The 23,686-nt window shown below is 71.6% G+C and carries 15 protein-coding genes and 1 tRNA gene; 3 read left to right on the forward strand and 13 right to left on the reverse strand.

All coding sequences use genetic code 11. The features are described 5' to 3' along the window. Positions 1 to 17: 17 nt before the first annotated feature. From ABZ484_RS24105 to lepA, 3 genes are all read right to left on the reverse strand, one after another. Entirely contained in the window at positions 18 to 1,892 is a 1,875-nt protein-coding gene (locus tag ABZ484_RS24105; protein ID WP_358867987.1) for an ATP-binding SpoIIE family protein phosphatase, read from the reverse strand. A gap of 209 nt (positions 1,893 to 2,101) precedes the next feature. After that, entirely contained in the window at positions 2,102 to 3,976 is a 1,875-nt protein-coding gene (locus tag ABZ484_RS24110) for a long-chain fatty acid--CoA ligase (protein WP_358867988.1), read from the reverse strand. Positions 3,977 to 4,314: 338 nt separating this feature from the next. Beyond that, a complete protein-coding gene (lepA, locus tag ABZ484_RS24115; protein ID WP_358867989.1) occupies positions 4,315 to 6,183 on the reverse strand; it encodes a translation elongation factor 4 in 1,869 nt (622 codons plus the stop codon). 209 nt (positions 6,184 to 6,392) lie between these two features. Between lepA and rpsT the strand changes: the two genes are divergently transcribed. After that, positions 6,393 to 6,659 (forward strand): 30S ribosomal protein S20, encoded by a 267-nt coding sequence (gene rpsT, locus ABZ484_RS24120; RefSeq protein ID WP_030172934.1) that lies wholly within the window; start codon positions 6,393 to 6,395, stop codon positions 6,657 to 6,659. A 446-nt stretch (positions 6,660 to 7,105) separates the two neighbouring features. Here rpsT and holA read toward each other — a convergent pair whose 3' ends face one another. From holA to leuS, 8 genes are all read right to left on the reverse strand, one after another. Continuing rightward, positions 7,106 to 8,095: a DNA polymerase III subunit delta gene (gene holA, locus ABZ484_RS24125; protein ID WP_358867990.1), complete on the reverse strand. Its 990-nt coding sequence runs from the start codon at positions 8,093 to 8,095 to the stop codon at positions 7,106 to 7,108. A gap of 70 nt (positions 8,096 to 8,165) precedes the next feature. Next, complete coding sequence (locus tag ABZ484_RS24130) at positions 8,166 to 8,411, reverse strand: hypothetical protein (RefSeq protein WP_358867991.1); 246 nt, start codon at positions 8,409 to 8,411, stop codon at positions 8,166 to 8,168. Between the two features lie 91 nt (positions 8,412 to 8,502). Continuing rightward, complete coding sequence (locus ABZ484_RS24135) at positions 8,503 to 10,053, reverse strand: pectate lyase (protein ID WP_358867992.1); 1,551 nt, start codon at positions 10,051 to 10,053, stop codon at positions 8,503 to 8,505. A gap of 818 nt (positions 10,054 to 10,871) precedes the next feature. Beyond that, on the reverse strand, positions 10,872 to 13,517 hold the full coding sequence (locus ABZ484_RS24140) for a ComEC/Rec2 family competence protein (protein WP_358867993.1): 2,646 nt from the start codon (positions 13,515 to 13,517) through the stop codon (positions 10,872 to 10,874). Next, on the reverse strand, positions 13,514 to 14,722 hold the full coding sequence (locus ABZ484_RS24145; protein ID WP_358867994.1) for a ComEA family DNA-binding protein: 1,209 nt from the start codon (positions 14,720 to 14,722) through the stop codon (positions 13,514 to 13,516). The genes ABZ484_RS24140 and ABZ484_RS24145 overlap by 4 nt, the downstream gene beginning before the upstream one ends. A gap of 129 nt (positions 14,723 to 14,851) precedes the next feature. Beyond that, positions 14,852 to 15,697 carry a DegV family protein gene (locus tag ABZ484_RS24150; RefSeq protein ID WP_358867995.1) on the reverse strand — a complete coding sequence of 282 codons (846 nt, stop codon included), beginning with the start codon at positions 15,695 to 15,697 and terminating at the stop codon, positions 14,852 to 14,854. 81 nt (positions 15,698 to 15,778) lie between these two features. Continuing rightward, entirely contained in the window at positions 15,779 to 16,507 is a 729-nt protein-coding gene (locus ABZ484_RS24155; protein WP_358867996.1) for a hypothetical protein, read from the reverse strand. Positions 16,508 to 16,674: 167 nt separating this feature from the next. Continuing rightward, the gene (leuS, locus tag ABZ484_RS24160) at positions 16,675 to 19,560 is read right to left on the reverse strand and encodes a leucine--tRNA ligase (protein WP_358867997.1); all 2,886 of its coding nucleotides are present in this window, start codon (positions 19,558 to 19,560) and stop codon (positions 16,675 to 16,677) included. Positions 19,561 to 20,010: 450 nt separating this feature from the next. Between leuS and ABZ484_RS24165 the strand changes: the two genes are divergently transcribed. Further along, entirely contained in the window at positions 20,011 to 21,315 is a 1,305-nt protein-coding gene (locus ABZ484_RS24165) for a cytochrome b/b6 domain-containing protein (RefSeq protein ID WP_358867998.1), read from the forward strand. Continuing rightward, positions 21,312 to 22,922, forward strand: coding sequence for an NADH-ubiquinone oxidoreductase-F iron-sulfur binding region domain-containing protein (locus ABZ484_RS24170; RefSeq protein WP_358867999.1), 1,611 nt, complete (start codon positions 21,312 to 21,314; stop codon positions 22,920 to 22,922). Before ABZ484_RS24165 ends, ABZ484_RS24170 begins: the two co-directional genes overlap by 4 nt. A gap of 108 nt (positions 22,923 to 23,030) precedes the next feature. Here the strand turns inward: ABZ484_RS24170 and ABZ484_RS24175 are convergent. Together ABZ484_RS24175 and ABZ484_RS24180 are read right to left on the reverse strand one after the other, a co-directional pair. Next, positions 23,031 to 23,103 (reverse strand) — tRNA-Ala (locus ABZ484_RS24175). 187 nt (positions 23,104 to 23,290) lie between these two features. Continuing rightward, positions 23,291 to 23,524 (reverse strand): hypothetical protein, encoded by a 234-nt coding sequence (locus ABZ484_RS24180; RefSeq protein ID WP_006136074.1) that lies wholly within the window; start codon positions 23,522 to 23,524, stop codon positions 23,291 to 23,293. Between the last annotated feature and the right edge of the window lie 162 nt (positions 23,525 to 23,686).

Below are 23,686 nucleotides of genomic sequence, written 5' to 3' on the forward strand. Positions count from 1 at the left end.
GCTGCGTCTACTGCCGCCTACTGCGCCTGGAGCACCATCAGGGCCAGATCGTCCTCGGGCGGGCGCTCTCCGAACTCGTGCACGAGCAGCCGGATGCGCTCGGCGATCGAGCCGGCGTCCAGCCCGGCGCAGTCGGCGAGGGCGGCGGCGAGCCCGTCGCCGTCGTCGAACTGACGCGAGCCGCAGCGCCGCTCGGTCACCCCGTCGGTGACGCACAGCAGCGTGTCGCCGGGCTTCAGCTCGAAGGCGTCGCTGGTGTACGTCTCGTCCTCGATGACGCCGAGCAGGGTCTGCGGGCGCGCGACCGGGCGGACGTCCCCGGTGCGGGTGAGCCGCAGCGGCAGCGGGTGCCCGGCGCTGGCGAGGGTGCAGCGGACGCCTCCGTCGAAGGGGACGAGTTCGCCGTAGAGCAGGGACAGGAAGCGGGTCTGGGGGCCGTCGCCGGGGTTGACGGGGCCCACGAGGGCCCGGGCGGCGGCGTCGGCGGCCTCGGTGGCGTCGTCGAGGAGGAGCTGGTTGAGGCGGTCCAGGACGTCGGCGACGCCGTAGCCCTCGCGGGCCAGCAGCCGCAGCCAGGGCCGGGCGAGTCCGATGACCACGGCGGCCTCCGGGCCCTTGCCCTGGACGTCGCCCACCGCGAAGCACCAGCGGCCGTCGCCCGCCGGGAAGAGGTCGTAGAAGTCTCCGCTGGGACCGCCCTGGTCGCAGGGCTCGTAGACGAGGGCGCTGTGGACTCCCGGGATCTCGGCGACCGCGCCGGGCAGCAGTCCGCGCTGGAGCACGGCGCTGATCGTGGCCTGGCGGGCGTACTGCCGGGCCGCGCCGATGCCGAGCGCCACCCGTCGGCTCAGGTCCTCCACCAGCCCGGTGATCTCGTCGGGGAAGCGCGTCAAGCCGGCCCGGCCGATGACGAGTGTGCCCAGCGGGCGGCCGCCGGCGATCAGGCGGTAGGCGAGCGCGGCGCCGTCGGCCGCGCGGGGGCCGAGGGCCTGCGCGGGCCAGGGGTAGGGGACCGGGCCGGAGCGTAAGTCCTCGGTGGGCTGCGGAGGGTCCTTCTCCAGGGCGCGGCGCAGCTCCTCGAGGTGGTTCTCGCTGCCGTGCCAGACGCGGGCGAGGCGCGGCCCGGCGGCGCCCGTGCCGTCGCTCCAGCCGCCCCGGACGGTGGCCTCGTCCTCCAGCCACACCGCGCACCAGTCGGCCAGCCGGGGCACGAGCAACTGTCCGGTGAGCGCGGCGACCAGGTCCTCGTCGAGCTGCCCGGCGAGCAGGTCGGAGGCCTCGGCGAGAAAGGACAGGGCGCCACGGCCCAGCCATTCGCGGTCGCGTTCGGCGCGCTGCGGGTCGGGGGCGAGGATCTCGGCGACGCCGAGGCCGGGCTCCGCGCCGTACGCCTCGGTGTCCCGCTCGTCGCCCTCGGCGGGCAGCCGGGCCCACACCGTCTTGGCTCCGGTCCGGTAGGTGATGCCCCACTCCTCGGCGAGCGCGGCGACCAGCCGCAGCCCCCGGCCGTACTCCGGGGGTGCGTACGGCACCTCGCTGGCATGGTCGCGGGGGGCGCGCGAGGGGTGCTGGTCGGACACCTCGACGACGCACGCGCCGGTCTCCGGCTCCAGGCGGCAGACCAGCTCGACATCGGTGCCCGCGTGCACGACGGCGTTGGTGACCAGCTCGCTGACGACCACCAGGACGTCGTCGGCCAGGCGGTCGGGAACGGTCAGGCCGAGTTCCCGCCACTCCGTGAGCGCCGCGCGCGCCAGCGCACGGGCGGAGCCCGGCGCGAGGGGGCTTCCGGGCAAGGTCGCGTGCGCCTGGGTACGCGCCTGAGCGCGCTGCTGCGCAGCCGTGTCACCGCCGCGGGAGAGCGTCTCCCGTTGCGTCGGAATGGCCACCATGACGGCTCCCCGGACAGTGCGGACGCGCGCCCTCGGCACGCACGACGCGGACAGGGTGACAGAAAGACCGCGTCCATGAGCACCGAGTAACCGAAATGAGCCAGCCAGGACAAGAACCGGACGCGATCCGCATACGAAGACGGACAGATCCGATCAACGGATCCGTCCGCTTCGTTCGTTCGGTTGATTCCGGTTCGTTTCGGCCCCGGTCAGGCCTCGCGGGTGCCCGCGTACATCTCGTCGATCAGATGCCTGTACTCGCGCTCCACCACCGGCCGCTTCAGCTTCAGGGACGGGGTGATCTCGCCGTGCTCCACGTCCAGGTCGCGCGGGAGCAGCCGGAACTTCTTGACGGTCTGCCAGCGCTGGAGGCCCTCGTTGAGCTGCCTGACGTAGCCGTCGACCATCTCCACCGTCTGCGGCGCGGCGACGACGTCCGCGTACGACCTGCCCTCCAGGCCGTTCTCCTTGGCCCACTCCAGGATCGCGACCTCGTCCAGGGCGATGAGGGCGGTGCAGAAGTTCCGGTCGGCGCCGTGGACCAGGATGTTGGAGACGTACGGGCACACCGCCTTGAACTGGCCCTCGACCTCGGCGGGCGCGATGTACTTGCCGCCGGAGGTCTTGATCAGGTCCTTCTTGCGGTCGGTGATGCGCAGATAGCCGTCCGGGGAGAGTTCGCCGATGTCGCCGGTGTGGAACCAGCCGTCGGACTCCAGCACCTCGTCGGTCTTCTCGGGCAGCTTGTGGTAGCCCTGCATGATGCCGGGGCCGCGCAGCAGGATCTCGCCGTCGTCGGCGATACGGACCTCGGTGCCGGGCAGCGGCTTGCCGACCGTGCCGGTGCGGTAGGCCTCGCCCGGGTTGACGAAGGAGGCCGCGGAGGACTCGGTGAGGCCGTAGCCCTCCAGGATGTGGATGCCGGCGCCGGCGAAGAAGTAGCCGATCTCGGGGGCGAGCGCGGCGCTGCCCGACACACAGGCGCGCAGCCGCCCGCCGAAGGCCTCGCGGATCTTGGCGTAGACGAGCCTGTCGGCGACCTTGTGCTTGGAGGCCAGGGCGAAGGGCGCGGAGTGGACGCCGGTGCGCTTGAAGTTGTCCTGGGTGACCTTCGCGTACTCGCGGGCGACCTCGGCGGCCCACTGGAAGATCTTGTACTTGGCCGCGCCGCCCGCGCGGGCCTTGGCGGCCACGCCGTTGTACACCTTCTCGAAGATACGCGGGACGGCCGCCATGTAGGTCGGCTGGACCACCGGCAGGTTCTCGATGATCTTGTCGACCCGGCCGTCGACGGCGGTGACGTGGCCGACCTCGATCTGGCCGGAGGTGAGGACCTTGCCGAAGACGTGTGCGAGCGGCAGCCACAGGTACTGCACGTCGTCGGGGCCGATCAGGCCGGTGGAGGCGATCGCCTTCGCCATGTACGACCAGTTGTCGTGCGGCAGCCGGACGCCCTTGGGGCGGCCCGTGGTGCCGGAGGTGTAGATGAGGGTGGCGAGCTGGTCCTTGGTGAGCGCGCCGACCCGCTCCTTGATCAGCTCGGGGTGCTTGTCCAGGTAGGCGGCGCCGCGCTGCTCCAGCTCGGCCAGGGTGAGCACCCAGTCGCCGGTCTCGGCGCCGGCCGGGTCGATCACGACGACGTGGTGCAGGTCGGGCAGCTCCGCCCGCTTCTCGAGCGCCTTGGCGAGCTGGTCGGCGTTCTCCGCGACGAGGACCTTGCTCTCGGAGTCGGAGAGGATGAAGGCCGACTCCTCGGCGTTGGTCTGCGGGTAGATCGTGGTGGTGGCCGCGCCCGCGCACATGATGCCGAGGTCGGCGAGCAGCCACTCCACCCGTGTGGAGGAGGCGAGCGCCACCCGCTCCTCGGGCCGCACGCCCAGCTCGATGAGCCCGGCGGCGATCGCGAAGACCCGCTGGGCGGCCTGCGCCCAGCTCAGCGACTTCCACTCGTCCGGGCCCTCGCCGGAGGCAGAGGGCACGGGGTACCGGTAGGCCTCGGCGTCCGGTGTGGCCGCCACACGCTCCAAAAAGAGTGCCGCCACGGACGGCGGACGGTTCTCGATCAGGGTCTGTGCGTCGCTCACGACATCCTCCGGGGCCCGCGACAGTGCGGCGGCTGGCTCAGGTGCGGCTGGGGTGGATCAGGTGCGGCTGGGCTGGATCAGGTAGGGGTGGGTGGGCTGGATCAGGTGCGCTGGGGTGGCTCACGGGCTGTGGCTCGCGGCCGTTGTTTAACTCGCGAGTAACTATCGAGCAGGGACAGATTAAGGGGCCTTCCGCCACCGCGTAAGGGGCTGCGGCCTGTCACTTCCTACAGAGCGCGACCGCCCCCATGCACAGGGGCCCGCCGCACTTTCGCGCGACGGGCCCCTTTTCACCCGGTTCGCCGGGGCGCCGGCTGCCCGCTTCGGGCTACCGACGGTTACTTCTTGCCCTTGGCCGATCCCGCGCTGTCATCGCTGGAGAGCACCGCGATGAAGGCCTCCTGCGGAACCTCCACGGAACCCACCATCTTCATGCGCTTCTTGCCCTCCTTCTGCTTCTCCAGCAGCTTCCGCTTACGGGAGATGTCACCGCCGTAGCACTTGGCGAGGACGTCCTTGCGGATGGCGCGGATGGTCTCGCGGGCGATCACGCGCGAGCCGATGGCGGCCTGGACCGGCACCTCGAAGCTCTGCCGCGGGATCAGCTCCTTGAGCTTGGCGACGAGCCGCACGCCGTACGCGTACGCCTGGTCCTTGTGGGTGATCGCCGAGAAGGCGTCCACCTTGTCGCCGTGCAGCAGGATGTCGACCTTGACCAGGGAGCTGGTCTGCTCGCCCGTGGGCTCGTAGTCCAGGGAGGCGTAACCGCGGGTCTTGGACTTCAGCTGGTCGAAGAAGTCGAAGACGATCTCCGCGAGCGGGAGCGTGTAGCGGATCTCGACCCGGTCCTCGGAGAGGTAGTCCATGCCGAGCAGGGTGCCGCGCCGGGTCTGGCACAGCTCCATGATCGCGCCGATGAACTCCGTGGGCGCCAGGATCGTGGCCCGCACGACCGGCTCGAAGACCTCGTTGATCTTCCCCTCGGGGAACTCGCTCGGGTTGGTGACGACGTGCTCGGTGCCGTCCTCCATGACCACGCGGTAGACCACGTTGGGCGCGGTGGCGATCAGGTCGAGGCCGAACTCGCGCTCCAGCCGCTCGCGGATCACGTCCAGGTGGAGCAGGCCGAGGAAGCCGACGCGGAAGCCGAACCCGAGGGCGGCGGACGTCTCCGGCTCGTAGACCAGCGCGGCGTCGTTGAGCTGGAGCTTGTCCAGGGCCTCGCGCAGCTCCGGGTAGTCGGACCCGTCCAGCGGATACAGGCCCGAGAAGACCATCGGCTTCGGGTCCTTGTAGCCGCCGAGCGCCTCCTCGGCGCCCTTGCTCTGGCTGGTGACGGTGTCACCGACCTTGGACTGGCGGACGTCCTTCACACCGGTGATCAGGTAGCCCACCTCGCCGACGCCCAGGCCGTCGGCCGGGAGCATCTCCGGCGAGTTGGTGCCGATCTCCAGCAGCTCGTGGGTGGCGCCGGTGGACATCATCCGGATCCGCTCGCGCTTGTTGAGCTGGCCGTCGATGACACGGACGTACGTCACGACGCCCCGGTAGGAGTCGTAGACCGAGTCGAAGATCATCGCGCGGGCGGGGGCGTCCTTGACGCCGACCGGGGCGGGGATCTGGTCGACCACCTTGTCCAGCAGCGCCTCGACGCCGAGGCCGGTCTTGGCGGAGACCTTCAGCACGTCGTCGGGGTCGCAGCCGACGAGGTTGGCCAGCTCCTCGGCGAACTTCTCCGGCTGGGCGGCCGGCAGGTCGATCTTGTTGAGGACCGGGATGATCGTGAGGTCGTTCTCCATCGCCAGGTAGAGGTTGGCGAGGGTCTGCGCCTCGATGCCCTGGGCCGCGTCGACGAGGAGGATGGTCCCCTCACAGGCGGCGAGCGACCGTGAGACCTCGTAGGTGAAGTCGACGTGCCCCGGGGTGTCGATCATGTTGAGGATGTGCGTGTTGCCGGGGTCGTGGGTGGGGGCCCACGGCAGACGCACCGCCTGGGACTTGATCGTGATGCCGCGCTCGCGCTCGATGTCCATGCGGTCGAGGTACTGAGCGCGCATCTGCCGCTGCTCGACCACACCGGTCAGCTGGAGCATCCGGTCGGCGAGCGTGGACTTGCCGTGGTCGATGTGCGCGATGATGCAGAAATTGCGGATCAGAGCCGGGTCGGTACGGCTCGGCTCGGGCACATGGGTAGGGGTCGCGGGCACGCAGGGTCCTGATTCTTGAGGCGTCCGCATACGTGTGCTTGTCCGTCTGCGGTCTCGGGTCGGATCGATACGTAGTCTCCATGGTCCCACGGACGGCGACCTGCGACGGGTTTGGGCCACTCGATGGGCCGCTGGTAGTGTGGGGGGCTGTGTCTCATGCCCTCTCAGCGCGAGGCACATCGGAAAATTTCGAAAGAGAAGGCTCATTCGTGGCGAACATCAAGTCCCAGATCAAGCGGATCAAGACCAACGAGAAGGCTCGGCTGCGCAACAAGGCCGTCAAGTCCTCCCTGAAGACCGCGATCCGCAAGGCCCGCGAGGCCGCTGCCGCGGGTGACGTCGAGAAGGCCACCGAGTACCAGCGCGCTGCCGCGCGTCAGCTCGACAAGGCCGTCTCGAAGGGCGTCATCCACAAGAACCAGGCCGCCAACAAGAAGTCGGCGCTTGCTACCAAGGTCGCGTCCCTCAAGGGCTGAACTTCCTGACTTGACGCCGGGAGGACCAGAGCGGGCCCTCTCTCATCCGCTACCGACCGGCACCCAGGATCCATGCGCGGCCTGCGTTCGCCACGCGGGCATGGATCCACGAGCGTGACCGAAGGCCCCGACCGCCTCCCTTCCCCAGGGAAAGCGGCCGGGGCCTTCGGCTTGGCAGTCCCTGACTCGTCGCCCAGGGCCTGTCCGGCGGATCAAGGCGCAGGTGAACGGCGGCGCCGATCGACCCGGGTGAGCGGGGGCTGGTGCGTCCAGATGCAAGGCGGAGTAGGGCGGCGACGCGATGGGGGTGCCCCCGCGCGAGCTCGTTCGAGCGTGGGCGAGTCGGCAACCGACGACAACGCCGCTGGGTGTCCCCCCACGCCGTCAAGGCAGTGGCGGAGGGCGTGCCGGCCCCCGCGTCTGCGCCATGATCCGCCGGACAGGCCCTAGGCGCGTCCCCGTGAGCGTGCGGCTCGGGCGATGGTCACGACGGCTTTCTCCAGGGCGTACTCGGGATCGTCGCCGCCGCCCTTCACCCCGGCGTCCGCCTCGGCCACCGCCCGCAGAGCCACCGAGATCCCGTCCGGCGTCCAGCCGCGCATCTGCTGCCGGACCCGGTCGATCTTCCACGGCGGCATGCCGAGCTCCCGCGCCAGGTCGGCGGGGCGCCCGCCGCGCGCGGACGCCAGCTTCCCGATCGCGCGCACGCCCTGGGCCAGCGCGCTGGTGATCATCACCGGCGCCACGCCCGTGGCGAGCGACCACCGCAGCGCCTCCAGGGCCTCCGCGGCCCGGCCCTCCACCGCCCGGTCCGCGACGGTGAAGCTGGAGGCCTCGGCCCGCCCGGTGTAGTAACGCCCGACGACGGCCTCGTCGATCGTCCCCTCGACGTCGGCGACCAGCTGCGACACCGCCGACGCCAGCTCGCGCAGATCACTGCCGATCGCGTCCACCAGCGCCTGGCACGCCTCCGGCGTGGCCGAACGCCCGAGCCCGCGGAACTCGCCCCGCACGAAGGCGAGCCGGTCGGCCGGCTTGGTCATCTTCGGGCAGGCCACCTCCCGCGCCCCCGCCTTGCGCGCGGCGTCCAGCAGCCCCTTGCCCTTCGCGCCGCCCGCGTGCAGCAGCACCAGGGTGATCTCCTCGGCGGGCGCCCCCAGATACGCCTTCACGTCCTTGATCGTGTCGGCCGAAAGGTCCTGTGCGTTGCGCACGACCACGACCTTGCGCTCCGCGAAGAGCGACGGACTGGTCAGCTCGGCGAGCGTGCCGGGCTGCAACTGGTCCGGGGTGAGGTCTCGTACGTCCGTGTCGGCGTCGGCGGCCTTCGCGGCGGCCACCACCTCCTGCACGGCACGGTCGAGCAGGAGGTCCTCCTGCCCGACGGCGAGCGTCACCGGGGCGAGAGGGTCGTCATTCGCAGTCTTCCTGGCCATCGCGACAAGCATCCCACGCGGCACTGACAACGGGCGGCGGCGGGCGGCGGGCGGCGGGCGGCGGGCGGGCCTACGGCTCCTCGCGCCAGCCGTCCCACTGCGCCGCGAACTCGTCCAGCTCCCCGGGGTCCAGCCGTTCCTCCTCATCCCGCAGGACGACGAGCCACTGGGCGTCCTCGGCATCGTCCTCACCGGCCAGAGCATCCCGTACGAGCTGCGGCTCCTCCCGGATCCCGAACCGTTCCCCCAGCGCCTCCGCCGCCTCCTCCGCCGCGTCGCGGTCGGGCAGCACCAGCACATGCCTCACGTCACTCACGCAGGCCATTGTCCGGCACCCGGGCCGCGGCGAGGCACCCGCCCCGGCCGGCCGCACGTGCGGCCGGCCGGGGTCACCGCCCTTCCGGATGTCAGGCGTAGGTCTCGAACTCGGCCACCTTCGGGGTGGTGTTCGAGCTCGTGATCTCGAAGGTGACCTTCTTCAGCGAGGTGGGCGCGAAGGAGATGACGCCCGCTCCGCTGCCCGAGGTCAGCACGGCCCCGGTGTCACCGTTGAGCACCCGCCAGGAGCCGATGTCGCCGGTGGCGCCGGAGGCCTCCCGGACGTTGATCCTGGAGATGGTGGTCGCCGAGCCCCACTTGATCGAGATGGAGCCGGTCGAGCCGGCCGGCGACCAGTAGGTGCTCATGTCGCCGTCGCGGACGTTGCCGTAACTGGTGCCGCTCGCCTTGCTGGAGCCGTCGGAGCCGGCGCCGATGCTCAGATTGGTGCCGGCGGGCGTCGTCGGGGTGGGCGTCGGCGAGGCGGTGGCGGTCGGCGTGGGAGACGAGGTGGCGGTCGCGGTGGGTGTCGTCGCCGTGCAGTTGCCGTCCGACACCTTCAGGCCGTTGTTGGCGCCCGCCGTCGCGGTCACGATCGACGGCACGCAGGACGCGGCGTCGAGGCTGTAGGAGTAGGGGATGCCGACGGTTGTGTTCGACGTCGGGTTCGGACCGGCGGGGTTGTTGTCCTCGCCCGGCTCCGACCAGGTCACGTTGTCGAAGACGTTCCCGCTGACCTGCCAGTAGCCGGGCAGGTCGGTGTAGAAGGTGCCGAGGACGTCCTGGGAGTCCTTGAAGTAGTTGTTTTCGACCTTGGCCTTGCCGCCGGCTCGGGAGTTGATGCCCGACTTGTTCAGGCTGACGTAGTAGTTGTCGTAGATGTGGGCGGTGGCGCCGCGCAGCAGGGGCGTGCGGGAGTCGATGTTCTGGTACAGGTTGTGGTGGAAGGTGACCGGCCCGTTGGCGAGGTCGCTGTCGCTGGAGCCGATGAGGCCGCCGCGGCCGGAGTTGCGCAGGATGCTGTAGGACAGGGTCACGTACCGGGTGTTGTCCTTCATGTCGATCAGGCTGTCGAAGCCCTCCGACTCACCGCCCGAGGCGCTCAGCGTGGCGTGGTCGACCCAGACGTTGTGCACGTCGGTCTCCATGCCGATGGCGTCACCGCCGTTGGAGGTGGGCGAGCCCGACTTCTTCACGTTCTGGACGGTCACGTTCTGGACGATGATGTTGCTGGACTCGCGGATGTGGATGCCGATCTGGTCGAACACGGCCCCACTGCCGACACCGACGATGGTGACGTTGCTGATGTCCTTCAGCTCGATCACACCGGCGGCGGTGTTGCAACTGTCGCCCGACACCTTCGCGGTGTTGCCGACGGTGATGGTCCCCTCCACCTGGATGGTGATCGGGGTGCTGCTGCCGGCCCGGCTGCACAGCGCCTGGTGGATCTGGGTGCCGGTGGTGGCCTTGACCGTCGTCCCACCGGCGCCGCCGGTGGTCCCGCCGTTCTGGGTGGCGAACCCGGTCGCGCCGGCGGTCGCCGCCGCCGCGGTCGGCATCGTCAGGACCACGCCTGTCGCCGCCGCCACGGCCAGCGTGCCGAGTGCCGCGGAAAGTCGCAGTGCGACTGGCTTTCTCATCCTCGCCTCGTCTTTCGTCATCGCGCGCAGGGGGTGCCGCGCGCGTCCGTGTTCGGGTCGACGGGCCACTGAAGTGCTGAATCCGCCGAGATAGTCATGCTCATGTCATAACCATCCCGAGGGGACCCCGCCGGCCCGGTGCGGGTGCCGCTCCCGCCAGGAACTGAGCGGGAACGGTGGTGCCGGTGTGGTACGGGTGGTACGGCTCTGATGTCAGTGGTGCGGCAGTCGTGCGGGTGGCGCGGCCGGACACCGGCCCCGGGGGTGCGCGGATGCCGCGGCGACGGAGGTGCGGACACCGCCGAAGGCGCGACGGCCCGGGGGCCGGGGGTAGCGGGGCGGTGCCGGCGTCCCGGCCGCCCCCTGGTGCGGGTGTCCGCCGCCGTGGCCCCGGCGACGGGCGGCACGACGCGCCCGCGGCCCGGAACACCTTCCGGACTTCTGACGCGTCGACACCTCGGTGCGGTCAGCCGCGGCCGGCCCCGCACCGGATGTGCTGCGGCCCATGGGCCCGGCCCGCGTCCGATACCGCGGGCCGCTTCCGCGGGAAAGCGCTTTCTCCGTGTGAGGGTAGAGCGATCCCGGCCGGGCTGACAAGTATGTGAACGGTGACCGGCTTCCTGATTTTTGCCATGCCCCCGTCGCCCTGGAGGTTCCGCAAACCCACAGGGACCGCACCGGAGATCCCGCCTTCCCCACGGCCGCGCAATCCCGTCATCGGTTCACGTACACGAACAACATGTTCGGTGCCCGCGATGCCTTGCCCCGGACCACTTCGCCCGCAGACCGCCACCCACCGTGCCCAGGAGTCCTTGCCCTCAGTCCCGCACCACCCGCAATCGGGCACCGTCCCCGGTGACCGCGAGGGCCCCGTCCCGGTCCGTCCGCAGCACTCTCGCACCCTCCGCCCGTAGCGCCGCGACCGTGCTCGGAGCCGGGTGTCCGTACATGTTGCCCGCACCGCAGGAGATCAGCGCCAGCCGCGGAGCCACCACCCGTATCAGGTCCGGGTCCTGGTGGGCGGAGCCGTGATGGGCGACCTTGAGCACGTCCACACCGACCAGCCGGGCGAGGCCCGGCGACCGCAACAACTGCTGCTGTGCCGGGGGTTCCAGGTCACCCAGCAGCAACAGCCGCAGCCCGCCGGAGCGGACGAGCAGCGTCACACTGGCGTCGTTGGGCCCGTCGGGATCCAGGGACGGGCTCGGCGGAGGCCACAGGACCTGCCAGCTCAGCCCGCCGATCCGACGCTCCTCCCCGGCGGCGGCGTGGGTGAGCGGAATGCCCCGCCCGGCCGCCTCCCTCCGTACGAACTCCGCCTGGTCCGCGGGCTCCTCGTACCCGGTCGTCTCGATGGCGCCCACCGAGCGTCCCCGCAGGACACCGGGCAGTCCGGTCACGTGGTCGGCGTGGAAGTGGGTCAGCACGACCAACGGGATCCTGGTGATGCCCAGCGCGCGCAGACAGTGATCCACCGGCTTCGGGTCGGGCCCGGCGTCCACCACCACTCCGGTGCCCGGACCCGCGGCGAGCACCGTCGCGTCACCCTGGCCGACGTCGCACATCGCGAACCGCCAGCCCGGCGGCGGCCAGCCGGTGATCACCCGGGTCAGCGGCGGCGGCTGCACCAGCACCAGCAGGAGCAGCACCCCGCACAGGGCGCACAGCCACGGGTGACCCAGCAGCCGCCGGCCCACCAGTACGACCACCACCGTGGCCAGGCCCAGCAGCAGCGCCCCGGTCCAGCTGCCCGGCCAGTCCACTCCCCCGCCGGGCAGCGCCGCCCCGGTCCTGGCCACGTCCGCGATCCACCCGGTGGGCCAACTCGCGCACCACGCGAACACCTTCGCCACCGGCATCACCGACGGCGCGGTCACCAGCGCCGCGAATCCCAGCACCGTGGCGGGCGCGACCGCGACCTCCGCGAGCAGGTTGCACGGCACCGCCACCAGACTGACCCGCGCCGACAGCACGGCGACCACCGGCGCGCACAGCGCCTGCGCCGCTGCCGCGGCGGCCAGCCCCTCGGCCAGGCGGACGGGCACCCGGCGCCGGCGCAACGCCGCGCTCCAGCGGGGCGCCAGCGTGAGCAGGGCGCCGGTGGCCAGCACCGACAGCAGGAAGCCGTAACTACGGGCGAGCCACGGGTCGTAGAGCACCAGCAGCAGTACGGCCGTCGCCAGGGCCGGGATCAGCGATCGGCGGCGGCCGGTCGCCAGGGCGAGCAGCGCGACCGACCCGCACGCCGCGGCGCGCAGCACGCTCGGATCCGGCCGGCACACGACGATGAATCCGAGGGTGAGCACTCCGCACAGCAGCGCGGTGGCCCGCAGCGACAGACCGAGTCTCGGCGCCAGGCCACGGCGTTCGACGTGCTGGGCCAGTCCGGGCGGGCCGATGAGCAGGGCCAGCAGGACCGTGAGGTTGCTTCCGGAGACGGCCAGCGTGTGGGCGAGGTCCGTCTCCTTGAACGCCTCGTCCAAGTCGGGTGTGACCCGGGAGGTGTCTCCCACGACCAGCCCCGGCAGCAGCGCCCGGGCGTCCCCCGGCAGTCCGTCCGTCGCCGCGCGCAGCCCGGCCCGCAGCCGGCCCGCCAGCCGTTGTGGCGCCGACGGTCCCCCGATCACCTCGGGCGCCGCCCGGCCCCGGACCCGCAGTACTGCCGCGATCCGGTCGCCGTCGGCGAGCGGGGGCGCCAGCCGCGCGGTCACTCTCAGCCGCGTGGAGGGCAGCAGCCCCAGCCAGGGCGAGGGCCGAGCGTCGGCTCCGTGCCCGTGCGCCTGCCCGGCGGTGTTCACCAGGATCAGCACGGGCGCCCGGGTCTCCGCGGCCGCCGCGGCCCCCGCGTCGCCCACCCGCTCCACGCGCCGTACCTCGGCGTCGATCAGCACCGAGTCCGGCGCCATGTGGTCGCCGCTGACCCGGGGCCGGGTGAGCCGCGGGTCTGCGGTCAGCTCCACCTCGGCGATCACGGTGGCGTACTGCCGGGCCAGCCCGGGCACGGGTCCTCGGCGCACGTCGGCTCCGTGCAGCCCCGCGGAAGCGGCGGCCGCGGCGGCGGCGAGCAGCACCGCGGCGACGGAGGTGCGCGCCCAGCCACGGGAGCCGGTGGACGAGGCTGGGGGTGTGGGCGGGAGTGGGGACGGCGGTGGCGAGGGGGTGGGGACGGGTGCAGGTTCGTGTGTGGGTGCTGTCCTGCTCCGCCTGGCTCGTCCTCGTTGCCGCCGGGTGGCGAACAGGAGCATGGCGGCCGCGGCGAGGCACACGGCCACGAAGCCGGTCACCCATCCGGCCGGGGCCGCCAGAGCCACGGCCGCCGTGGCCCAGGCCGCGAGCGCGGGAGGGACGAGCCGTAAGTCGGCCGGTCCTTCCTGTCGGGGGTGGGCGGCTCCGAGCCGTTTGCCGGAGGCGGCGTGCACCGCGGGGCGCGTGCGGGGCACGGTGAGGGCGGGGGTCCGGCTCATGACCTCACCAGGCTTCGCAGGTCGGCGAAGCGGCGGTCACCGATGCCGCTGACCTGGCGCAACTCGTCCACCGAGCGGAAACCGCCGTGCTGTGTGCGGTAGTCGATGATGTGCTGGGCCAGCACGGGACCGACACCGGGCAGGGTCTCCAACTGCTCGGCGGTGGCGGTGTTCAGAGAGACCGGGGCTGCGGGCAGCCCCGCCGCACCCGCTCCGGCCGCTCCCCCGGCAGCCGTTCCCCCGGCGGCCGTTCCGGCCACGGCGGATCCCGTCGCCGGGGCGGGCCCGCCGACGACCACCTGTTCACCGTCCACGAGGAACCTGGCCCGGTTGAGACCGTCGAGGTCGGTGCCGGGGCGCACTCCGCCCGCCGCCCGCAGCGCGTCGGCGACCCGTGAACCCGCCGGGAGCCGATGGATCCCGGGGTGACGGACCTTGCCGCTGACGTCCACGACGATCTCGGGGCCGGCCGAGGCAGTGGTGCCCGGTGAAGGCGCCGAGGCGCCGAAGGCGGTGGGCTTGTCCTCTTCTCGGCCCGGGGCGGGGGCGACGGCCCGCACCACCTCGGGCGCCCGGATCTCCTCGCCGCGGCCGGCCCAGAAGTGCTGCAAGGCGAAGGCCCCGGCGACGACGAACACCACCGTGAGGGCGATCACGCTCCTGCGCTCGAGGCCACACCGCGTCTGCACCCACATCGGCATCCGCTCACGCAGCGCGAGCCGGGCCCTGTCCCGCCAGTCCGCCCGCACGCCCACGCCCGTGCGCACGGCGGCGACGCCCGGACCGGCCTCACCCTCGGCGGCCGACTCCGCTTCGCCCACGTCGGCCGACAGCACGTCGCTCGTGGCAGCCGGCCCCTTGCCGGTCACAGCAGTGGTGCTCGCGCCGGGCGGAAGGGAGTTCTGCTCCCTCGGCCTGGCGGGGTTCACCGTCACCGGCCACGGTGGTCCGTTCTCCGACTCCGCCGGCCGATCGGTGTGTCGCCACTCCCCCAGCCGTTCCGTGTGTTCCGACTCCCCCAGCCGCCCGGTGTGTTCGACGAACAGTGCTCGAGCGCGTCGGCGCAGGTCCTCGGCCTGCGCGTGGCGGTGCCGGGGGCCGCGCCGGGCGGGCGGGCGGCGGTGGCGGGTGCGGCCGTCCGAGTCGGGGCCACGGCCGGGGCCACTGGTTGCCGTCGCTGTGCGTGAGTGTGCTCGAAGTGCCATGCGACGAGCATCAGGCAGTTCGGCACATTCACGATGATCTTGCTTGATTCCCGGGGATTACTCCCGGGTTGTGGACAACTCCGTCACCCGCACGAGGTATCGAGAGAGGCGACGCCTCATCGAGACGCCTCATCGAGGGGAGACCACAACCCCCAGCAACCCCGGCCCGGTGTGCGCCCCGATCACGGCCCCGACCTCGCTCACATGCAGCTCGGCCAGCCCGGGCACCCGCGCCCGCAGCCGGTCCGCGAGGGCCGACGCCCGTTCCGGAGCCGCGAGATGGTGGACGGCGATGTCGATGCCGGCCCCGCTCGCGCGCTCGGCCGCGATCTCCTCCAGGCGGGCGATCGCCTTCGAGGCCGTCCGTACCTTCTCCAGGAGCTCGATGCGGCCGCCTTCCAGCTGGAGCAGCGGTTTGACGGCGAGCGCGGAACCGAGCAGGGCCTGCGCGGCGCCGATGCGGCCGCCGCGGCGCAGATAGTCGAGCGTGTCGACGTAGAAGTGGGCGGAGGTGCCCCCGGCCCGCTTCTCCGCGGCGGTGACCGCGTCGTCGATGGTGCCGCCGGACCCGGCCGTCTCCGCGGCGGCCAGGGCGCAGAAGCCGAGTGCCATCGCGACCATTCCGGTGTCCACCACGCGCACCGGCACGGGTGCCTCGCGGGCCGCGAGCACCGCCGCGTCGTACGTGCCCGACAGTTCCGCGGACAGGTGCAGGGAGACGATGCCGGACGCACCGGATTCGGCCACCTTGCGGTAGGTCTCGGCGAAGAGTTCGGGGCTGGGCCGCGAGGTGGTGACGGGCCGGCGCTTCTGCAGGGCCTGGGCCAGGGAGCGGGTGGAGATCTCCGTGCCCTCTTCGAGCGCCCGGTCGCCGAGGACCACGGTCAGCGGGACCGTGGTGATGCCGTGGCGCGCCATCGTCCGCGGCGGCAGGTAGGCCGTTGAATCGGTGACGATCGCGACATGGCGGGACATGAGCTGGAGGTTACCTGCCGTAGCGCCCGGACGGCAGCCCGGGCCCGCTGACCGGGTGTGCCACTGGCCGGATCAAGCCGATCAAGTGGTGCTCTCGGGGCGGGGTTTCTTCTGCCAGGAGTGGACGGGGCGACGTCCCGGCGGGGTGATGGCGGGAGGGGCGGCCTCCGGGGCGGAGCCCGGCCGTGGGGTCTGTGGCGCGCTTCGCCGGTCCTGGCCGTCGGCCGGGGTCTCGGGCCACGGCTCGGATGCGGCCGCGGGCTCCGGGCCGGTCCAGTGGCGCAGGGCCCCGGCCTCCACGTCGATCTGGGCGCTGAGCATGTCCAGGTCGTCCTCGGCGAAGCGGCGGGCACGGTCATGGGCCGCCCAGCGCAGGGAGTCGGCCGAGTCCGTGATGCGCAGCGTCCTCTCGCGCAGGCCCGGGAGCCGCTCGGCGAGCGTCGCCCGATTGGGCTCGCCCTCCAGGCGCTTGAGTTCGGCGTCCAGTTGGTGCCCGTACGCGCTGAGCCGCTCGAACAGGGCGACGGACTCCTTCAGGGAGTCGTCCTCGGCCGCGCCCGCGTACAAGGCGTCCTGGGTGGCGCGCATCGAGGTGCGCAGGGTGAGCCGGAGCTCGGCCAGCTCGCCGGCGGGGCCGGACCGGCCGAGGGACTTGGCGCGCAGGGTCTGGTCCTCCACCGCGCGGCGGGCCTGGCTGATCGTGCGGTCCACGCCACGCTTGGCGGCGCCGACGGCCTTGACCGTGGCGTAGGCGCCGAGCACCAGGCAGAGCACGAAGAGCACGGCGAAGACTGCGACGACTGCTTCCACGGCGCTCCTCCTCGGCTCGGGCGGCGCAGGCCGCGCCGCTCTTCCACGGTAAACGCAACGGGCAGGCCCGGGGTTCCGGAAGAACCCCGAACCTGCCCGTAGGGGACTACCCGGAGCCGCTCATGCCCCGGCCGTCACGACATCCCCTCCGTCACGACACCGCGCCCTCACGCCGGGACGATGTTCACCAGCTTCGGCGCCCGCACGATCACCTTGCGGATGCCCGCGCCACCCAGTGCCGCGACGACCTTCTCGTCGGCCAGCGCCACCTTCTCCAGCTCCTCCCCGGAGATCGTCGGCGGGACCTCCAGACGCGCCTTGACCTTGCCCTTGATCTGGACGACGCAGGTCACGGACTCGTCCACGACGTACGCCGGGTCGGCGACCGGGAAGTCCTGGTGGACGACGGAGCCGGTGCGGCCCAGCTTGCGCCACAGCTCCTCGGCGATGTGCGGGGCCAGCGGCGCGACCATCAGCACCAGCGACTCGGCGACCGGGCGCGGCACCGCCCCGCCGGCCTTGGTCAGGTGGTTGTTCAGCTCGGTGACCTTGGCGATGGCGGTGTTGCACCGCATCCCCTCCAGGTCGCCGCGCACGCCGTCGATCGCCTTGTGCAGGGCGCGCAGCGTCTCCTCGTCCGCCTCGGCGTCGGAGACGGTGACCTCGCCGGTGGTCTCGTCGACGATGTTGCGCCACAGCCGCTGCAGCAGCCGGAACTGGCCCACCACCGCGCGCGTGTCCCACGGCCGGGAGACGTCCAGCGGACCCATCGCCATCTCGTACAGACGCAGTGTGTCCGCGCCGTACTCGGCGCAGATCTCGTCCGGAGTGACGGCGTTCTTCAGGGACTTGCCCATCTTGCCCAGCAGGCGGCTGACCTTCTCGCCCTGGTAGTAGTAGGCGCCGTCGCGCTCCTCCACCTCGGCGGCCGGCACCGCGATGCCACGGCTGTCACGGTAGACGTAGGCCTGGATCATGCCCTGGTTGAACAGCTTGTGGAACGGCTCCGCGGAGGAGACGTGGCCCAGGTCGTACAGGACCTTGGACCAGAAGCGCGCGTACAGCAGGTGCAGCACGGCGTGCTCGGCGCCGCCGACGTACAGGTCGACGCCGCCGTGCGGCATGCCCTGGCGCGGGCCCATCCAGTAGCGCTCGATCTCCGGGTCGACCAGCTGCTCGCTGTTGTGCGGGTCCAGGTACCGCAGCTCGTACCAGCAGGAACCGGCCCAGTTGGGCATGGTGTTGGTCTCGCGGCGGTACTTCTTGGGTCCGTCGCCCAGGTCCAGGGTGACGTGGACCCACTCCTCGTTGCGCGACAGCGGCGTCTCGGGCTGGGTGTCGGCGTCGTCCGGGTCGAAGGTGCGCGGCGAGTAGTCCTCGACCTCGGGCAGCTCCAGCGGCAGCATCGACTCGGGCAGCGCGTGGGCGACGCCGTCCTCGTCGTAGACGATCGGGAAGGGCTCGCCCCAGTAGCGCTGGCGGCTGAACAGCCAGTCGCGCAGGCGGAAGTTGACGGTGCCCTCACCGATGCCCTTGCGCTCCAGCCACTCGGTGATGCGTGCCTTGGCCTCGACGACGCCCAGTCCGTCCAGCGTCAGGTCGTCGGCACCGGAGGAGTTGACGATCCGCGCGTCGTAGGACACGAAGGCGTCGTCCCACGTCGACGGGTCGGTGCCGCGGTCGTCGGACGGCTCCACGACGCAGCGCATCGGCAGTTCGAAGGCGCGGGCGAACGCGAAGTCGCGGCTGTCGTGCGCCGGGACGGCCATGATGGCGCCCGTGCCGTAGCCCATCAGGACGTAGTCGGCGATGAAGACGGGGACCTTCTCGCCGTTGACGGGGTTGGTCGCGAACGCGCCGGTGAAGACGCCCGTCTTGTCCTTGGCCTCGGCCTGGCGTTCGACGTCGGACTTCGAGGCGGCCTGCGCGCGGTAGGCGGCGACGGCCTCGGCGGGGGTGGCGTGGCCGCCGGTCCACACCTCGTGGGTGCCCTCCGGCCAGGCGCCCGGGGTGAACTTCTCCACCAGCGGGTGCTCGGGGGCCAGCACCATGTAGGTGGCGCCGAACAGGGTGTCCGGGCGGGTGGTGAAGACGGTGATGTGCTCGCCGTCGATGGGGAAGTCGACGCGGGCGCCCTCGCTGCGGCCGATCCAGTTGCGCTGCTGCAGCTTGATGGCCTCGGGCCAGTCCAGCTCCTCCAGGTCCTCCAGCAGCCGGTCGGCGTAGGCGGTGATGCGCATGTTCCACTGGCGCAGCTTGGCCTTGAAGACCGGGTAGTTGCCGCGCTCGGAGCGGCCGTCGGCGGTGACCTCCTCGTTGGCCAGCACGGTGCCCAGGCCGGGGCACCAGTTGACCGGCGCGTCGGAGGCGTAGGCCAGGCGGAACTGGCCCAGGACGTCGGCGCGCTCGGCCTGGTTCAGCTGGTGCCATCCGCGCGTGTGTCCCGGTACGGCACGCTCACCGGACTCGAACTGGGCGATCAGCTCCGAGATGGGACGGGCCCGCCTGGCCTCGTCGTCGTACCAGGAGTTGAAGATCTGCAGGAAGATCCACTGGGTCCACTTGTAGTAGTCCGGGTCGATCGTGGCGAACGACCGGCGCTTGTCGTGGCCCAGGCCCAGCCGGCGCAGCTGGGCCTTCATGTTCTCGATGTTGGCCTCGGTGGACACGCGCGGGTGCGTACCGGTCTGCACGGCGTACTGCTCGGCGGGCAGGCCGAAGGCGTCGAAGCCCAGGGTGTGCAGGACGTTGTGGCCGGTCATCCGCTGGAACCGGGCGTATACATCGGTCGCGATGTAGCCCAGGGGGTGGCCGACGTGCAGGCCCGCACCGGACGGGTACGGGAACATGTCCATGATGAACTTCTTGGGCCGGGCGGCCAGCTCGGGGTCGCCGGCCAGGTCACCCTTGGTGTTCGGTGCCGCGTAGGTGCCCTCGGCGTCCCAGAAGTCCTGCCAGCGTGCCTCGATCTCGGCCGCCACGGCGGCCGTGTAGCGGTGCGGCGCCGCCTCCGCCGGGGTGGCGGCGGTGGCAGCGGAGTTCGTCTCGCTCATGATCCTCAAAGCTCCATCGATCGTCTCTGCCGGCGGCTGCGACTTTCAAGAAACGAAAAATCCCCTCGCACAGGAGGGGACGCCGCGCCGATTCCGACCGCCCGATTCACCGGCGGTCGGGACTGATCAGCGCGGCTCGCTAAGCAGAAGGCGTACGGCACGCATGGCGTCAGGGTACCGCAGCCGTCGAGCGCGCCGCGACGAGCCTCCGTCCGGCCACCCGCCCAGGGCCGTCGAACCTCACAGGAACGTATCAATCCGCTTGTGAAGGTTCGGAAAAGTTGAACACAGTTCAAAGATTTCCCGGCGTAACGGACGCTATAGGGACAACAGGAGTGCAGAACGTTCCGTTGATAACAACGCAATAACTCAAACGGCGTACTGCTCGGTTTGGGGCCACTTAGAGTTCGTCCCCGGGACCGCTCACCCGAACCGCTCGGAGTTGCCCCCATGAACCCTCGTCGCAGTAACAGCTCGCTCCCCAAACCGGGCCGGTCGGCCTATGGGGTGGCGTCCGCTGTCGTCCTGCTCCTGATACCCGTGGTCGTGCTGGTGGGAGGCAGCCAGTTCCGCCAGTTCCTGAACTTCGGCGCGGGCGTCCTCTCCCTGGTCTCCCTCAGCTGCTCGGTGATCTGGGGCCTGGTCGCCCAGGACCGGATCTTCCTCAACACGCGCCAGCGGATCGTGGGCCAGGCGGTGCACCGGACCACCGCGGTCGCCTCGATCGCGTTCCTCCTGCTGCACATCACCACCAAGATCGCGCTGGACCACACCCAGGTGATCGCCGCGGTTCTTCCGTTCTCGCTCGGCGTCACCGGAAGCGGCGGGCTGATCGGCCTCGGCTCCCTGGCCGGGCTGCTGATGATCTTCGTCGGCATCACGGGCGCGCTGCGCAGCAACTTCGCCACGCCCGCCCCGGTCGCGGCGCGCTGGCGGGCCATGCACATGCTGGCCTACCCGGCCTGGTGCGCGGCGCTGGTCCACGGCCTGTACGCCGGCCGCCAGGCCAAGCCGATCTTCGTGATCCTCTACAGCCTGTCCCTGCTCGGCGTCATGGGGGCCCTGGCGCTGCGCGCGGCACCGCGCCCGTACAAGCGCAAGGTCGCCGACCGGCTGGTGACGCTGCTCGGCGGCGGTGAGCGGCCGGAGCTGGACGACCTCGACTCCAGCCGGGCCAGGGTGGCGGAGTCCGTACTGCCGGGCTACGAGAACACGCGGGCGGAGCGGCCCCCGCGCACCGGCACGACCGGCTCCCTGCCGCGTGTCGCGGCCCCCTCCGCGCCGCTCTACGAGGCCCCCGCGGCCGGCGCCGCCCAGGAGGACACCTCCGGCTTCGCGGCCGCCTACCGGGCCGTCGCGCCACCGCGGCAGCCCTTCGCCGCCGACCGGACCGCGCGCATGGACCTGCCCTTCGACATGCAGGCCACCGGGGCGATGCCGCGCATGGAGAGCACGGCGGGCGCCTCGGGCAGCTGGCCGATCCCGTCGCCGCCGCCCGTCGGCGAGGCGCCTCCATCGGCCTACGACCCGCTGAACGACACGGGACACACCATCCCGCCCTACGGCAATCCGGGCACGAACGGCTACGGCGGACGTGATGTGTACGACACCGGTGAGACGAACCCGGTCCACGGCACGTACAACTCGAACGACACGTACATGAGCGGTCCCGCAACTGAAACACACCCCGGCGCCCCCTTCGACGCGCCGGGTTCGGGGGAACCTTGGAACACCCCTTCCGGAGGCCATAGGTGAACGAGGCCCTGCCCGACGTCCCGGAGGTCCGCGTCGTCGGACTCCCGCAGCTCACGTCGGGCTTCGACCTTGTGGAACGACTCGACCTGCCCATGCACCTGAAGGTGCACGGTCCGCTCGAACCGCTGGGCGGCGAGCAGCTCGCGCAGCTCGCCGAGGCGATCAACCTCAGGGGCCGCGGCGGCGCGGGCTTCCCCTTCCACAAGAAGCTGCGGTCGGTCGCCGAGTCGGCCATCCGCCGCGGCGTACGGCCGGTCGTCGTCGTCAACGGCAGCGAGGACGAGCCGGCCTGCCGCAAGGACACGGTGCTCATCAACCGTGCTCCGCACCTCATCCTGGACGGTGCCCTGCTGTGCGCGGAGGCCCTCGGTGCCCGCACGCTCGTGGTGGGGGTCACCCGCGAGTCCACCCAGCGCTCCATGGAGGCCGCCCTGGCCGAACGGGGCCTGAGCAACGGCCGCAGATCGGCACTCCGCGCGCGCGTGCAGCGCAATCCGGTGCGCATGGTCACGGGCGCGGCGGCGTCGCTGATCCGCTCCATCGACGGCGGTCCGGCGATCCCGCCCGGCCGCAAGGTGAGCGCCTCGCAGACCGGCGTCGGCGGTGCGCCCACCCTGCTGTCCAACGCCGAGACCTTCGCGCAGATGGCCATCGCCGCTCGCATCGGACCCGAGCGCTACGGCAACACCGGCCTGTACGACGAGCCGGGCACCGTCATGCTGACGGTCTCCGGCGCCGTCGCCCGCCCTATGGTGATCGAGGTCCCCACGGGCGTGCCGCTGCGCTACGTCCTTCAGCTGGCCGGTGCCCCGCCCGTGCCGCAGGGCGTGCTGACCGGCGGCTACCACGGCAAGTGGATCGACGCGGCCACCGTCAACGAGGCGATCGTCTCGCGCAACTCCCTGGACGCGGTGGGAGGTTCGCTCGGCGCCGGGGCGATTCTGCCGATCAGTCAGAACACCTGCCCGCTGGGCGAGTCGTTGCAGGTGGCCAAGTGGCTGGCCGAGGAGAGCGCCGGCCAGTGCGGCCCCTGCTACCTCGGGCTGCCGGCCGCCGCGCGCGGCATGGAGGACATTCTCAACGGCGGCGGACCGGCCGCTCTGGAGGCGCTCAAGCAGGTCGCCAAGAACGTCAAGCGGCGCGGCGCGTGCTCGCACCCGGACGGCTCGGCGATGTTCCTGGAGTCCACCATCAAGGCGTTCACGGACGACCTGGCCGCCCATGTCCTCGGCAACGGCTGCGGACGGCCCGTGGAGGGCGTGCTGCCGCTCTTCGAGGACGGCAGGGTCCCGACGGGCGTCCCCGGCGGCGGCGCGGCCGAGGAGATCGGTCCCAGCCGCCAGAAGATCTACGTCGACTGGACCCTGTGCCGGGGGCACGGCCTGTGCGCGGACATCCTCCCGGAGGTGTTCGAACTGGGTGCCGACGGCTTCCCGACCGTCGCCCAGGCGCAGGTGCCGCGCTACGCGGAGGCCAAGGCGCTGCGCGCGGTGCGCCGCTGTCCGGCGCTGGCCCTGCGCCTCGAGGAGGACACCCGCTCGCAGGCCCCGTCGCGCAACCTGCCGGTCCTCTCGCAGGGCCGCGGTCGCCGCGCCCTGGGCCGCTGAGCACACCGTCGGCGGGTCACCCTTCCAGGAGTGGCCCGCCGCTTCGCCGCGCGCCCCGGGAACGCCGAAGGCGGGCCACCCTTTCGGATGACCCGCCTTCGATCCCTGTGGAGCTAAGGAGAATTGAACTCCTGACCTCCTGCATGCCATGCAGGCGCTCTACCAACTGAGCTATAGCCCCTTGTTGTGTGCCTCCCGGTTTCCCCGGCGGCGACGCCAACATTACACGGTCCAGGGGGTGCTTCACCAAATCGGTTTCCGCTCTGCCCGATATGACCGTTGTTCACGCCCGTTGGTCCCGCGAGCCGGCCGGGGCCCCGCGCGAGCCCCCCGGCCGGTGCCACGCCACCACGGTCAGGTCCTGCCGGTCACGCCGTGACGAAGGAGTAGAACCGCTTGAGGGTGCAGTGCTCCTCCAGGAGGCGGCCGTAGATCGGCTCCCCCTCCAGTTCGCGGTACGTCTCGATCGGGTCGCCCTTTATGATCAGCGCCCGCGCGCACTCCTCGCACCAGTACTGGTAGTCGGGGTTGATCGGCTCCATGTCACGGACGATCGGCGTACCGCTGCCGCACCAGTCGCACTTTCGCCTGTGTGCACCCATCGATCAGCTCCAGCTGTGGCCGCAGGCCGTGCACACGTACGAGATCCCGCCGTTGTCGCCGAGGACTTGCGCCACGTGGAGGGAGCCGCAGGAGGGGCAGACGAGGCGGGTGACCGTGTCCCGTGTCAACGCCGCATCGAGGAGGCGACCGACCTCCTCGAG

Origin of the sequence: Streptomyces sp. NPDC006393 (assembly GCF_040628575.1) — a bacterium.
Lineage (GTDB): Bacteria > Actinomycetota > Actinomycetes > Streptomycetales > Streptomycetaceae > Streptomyces.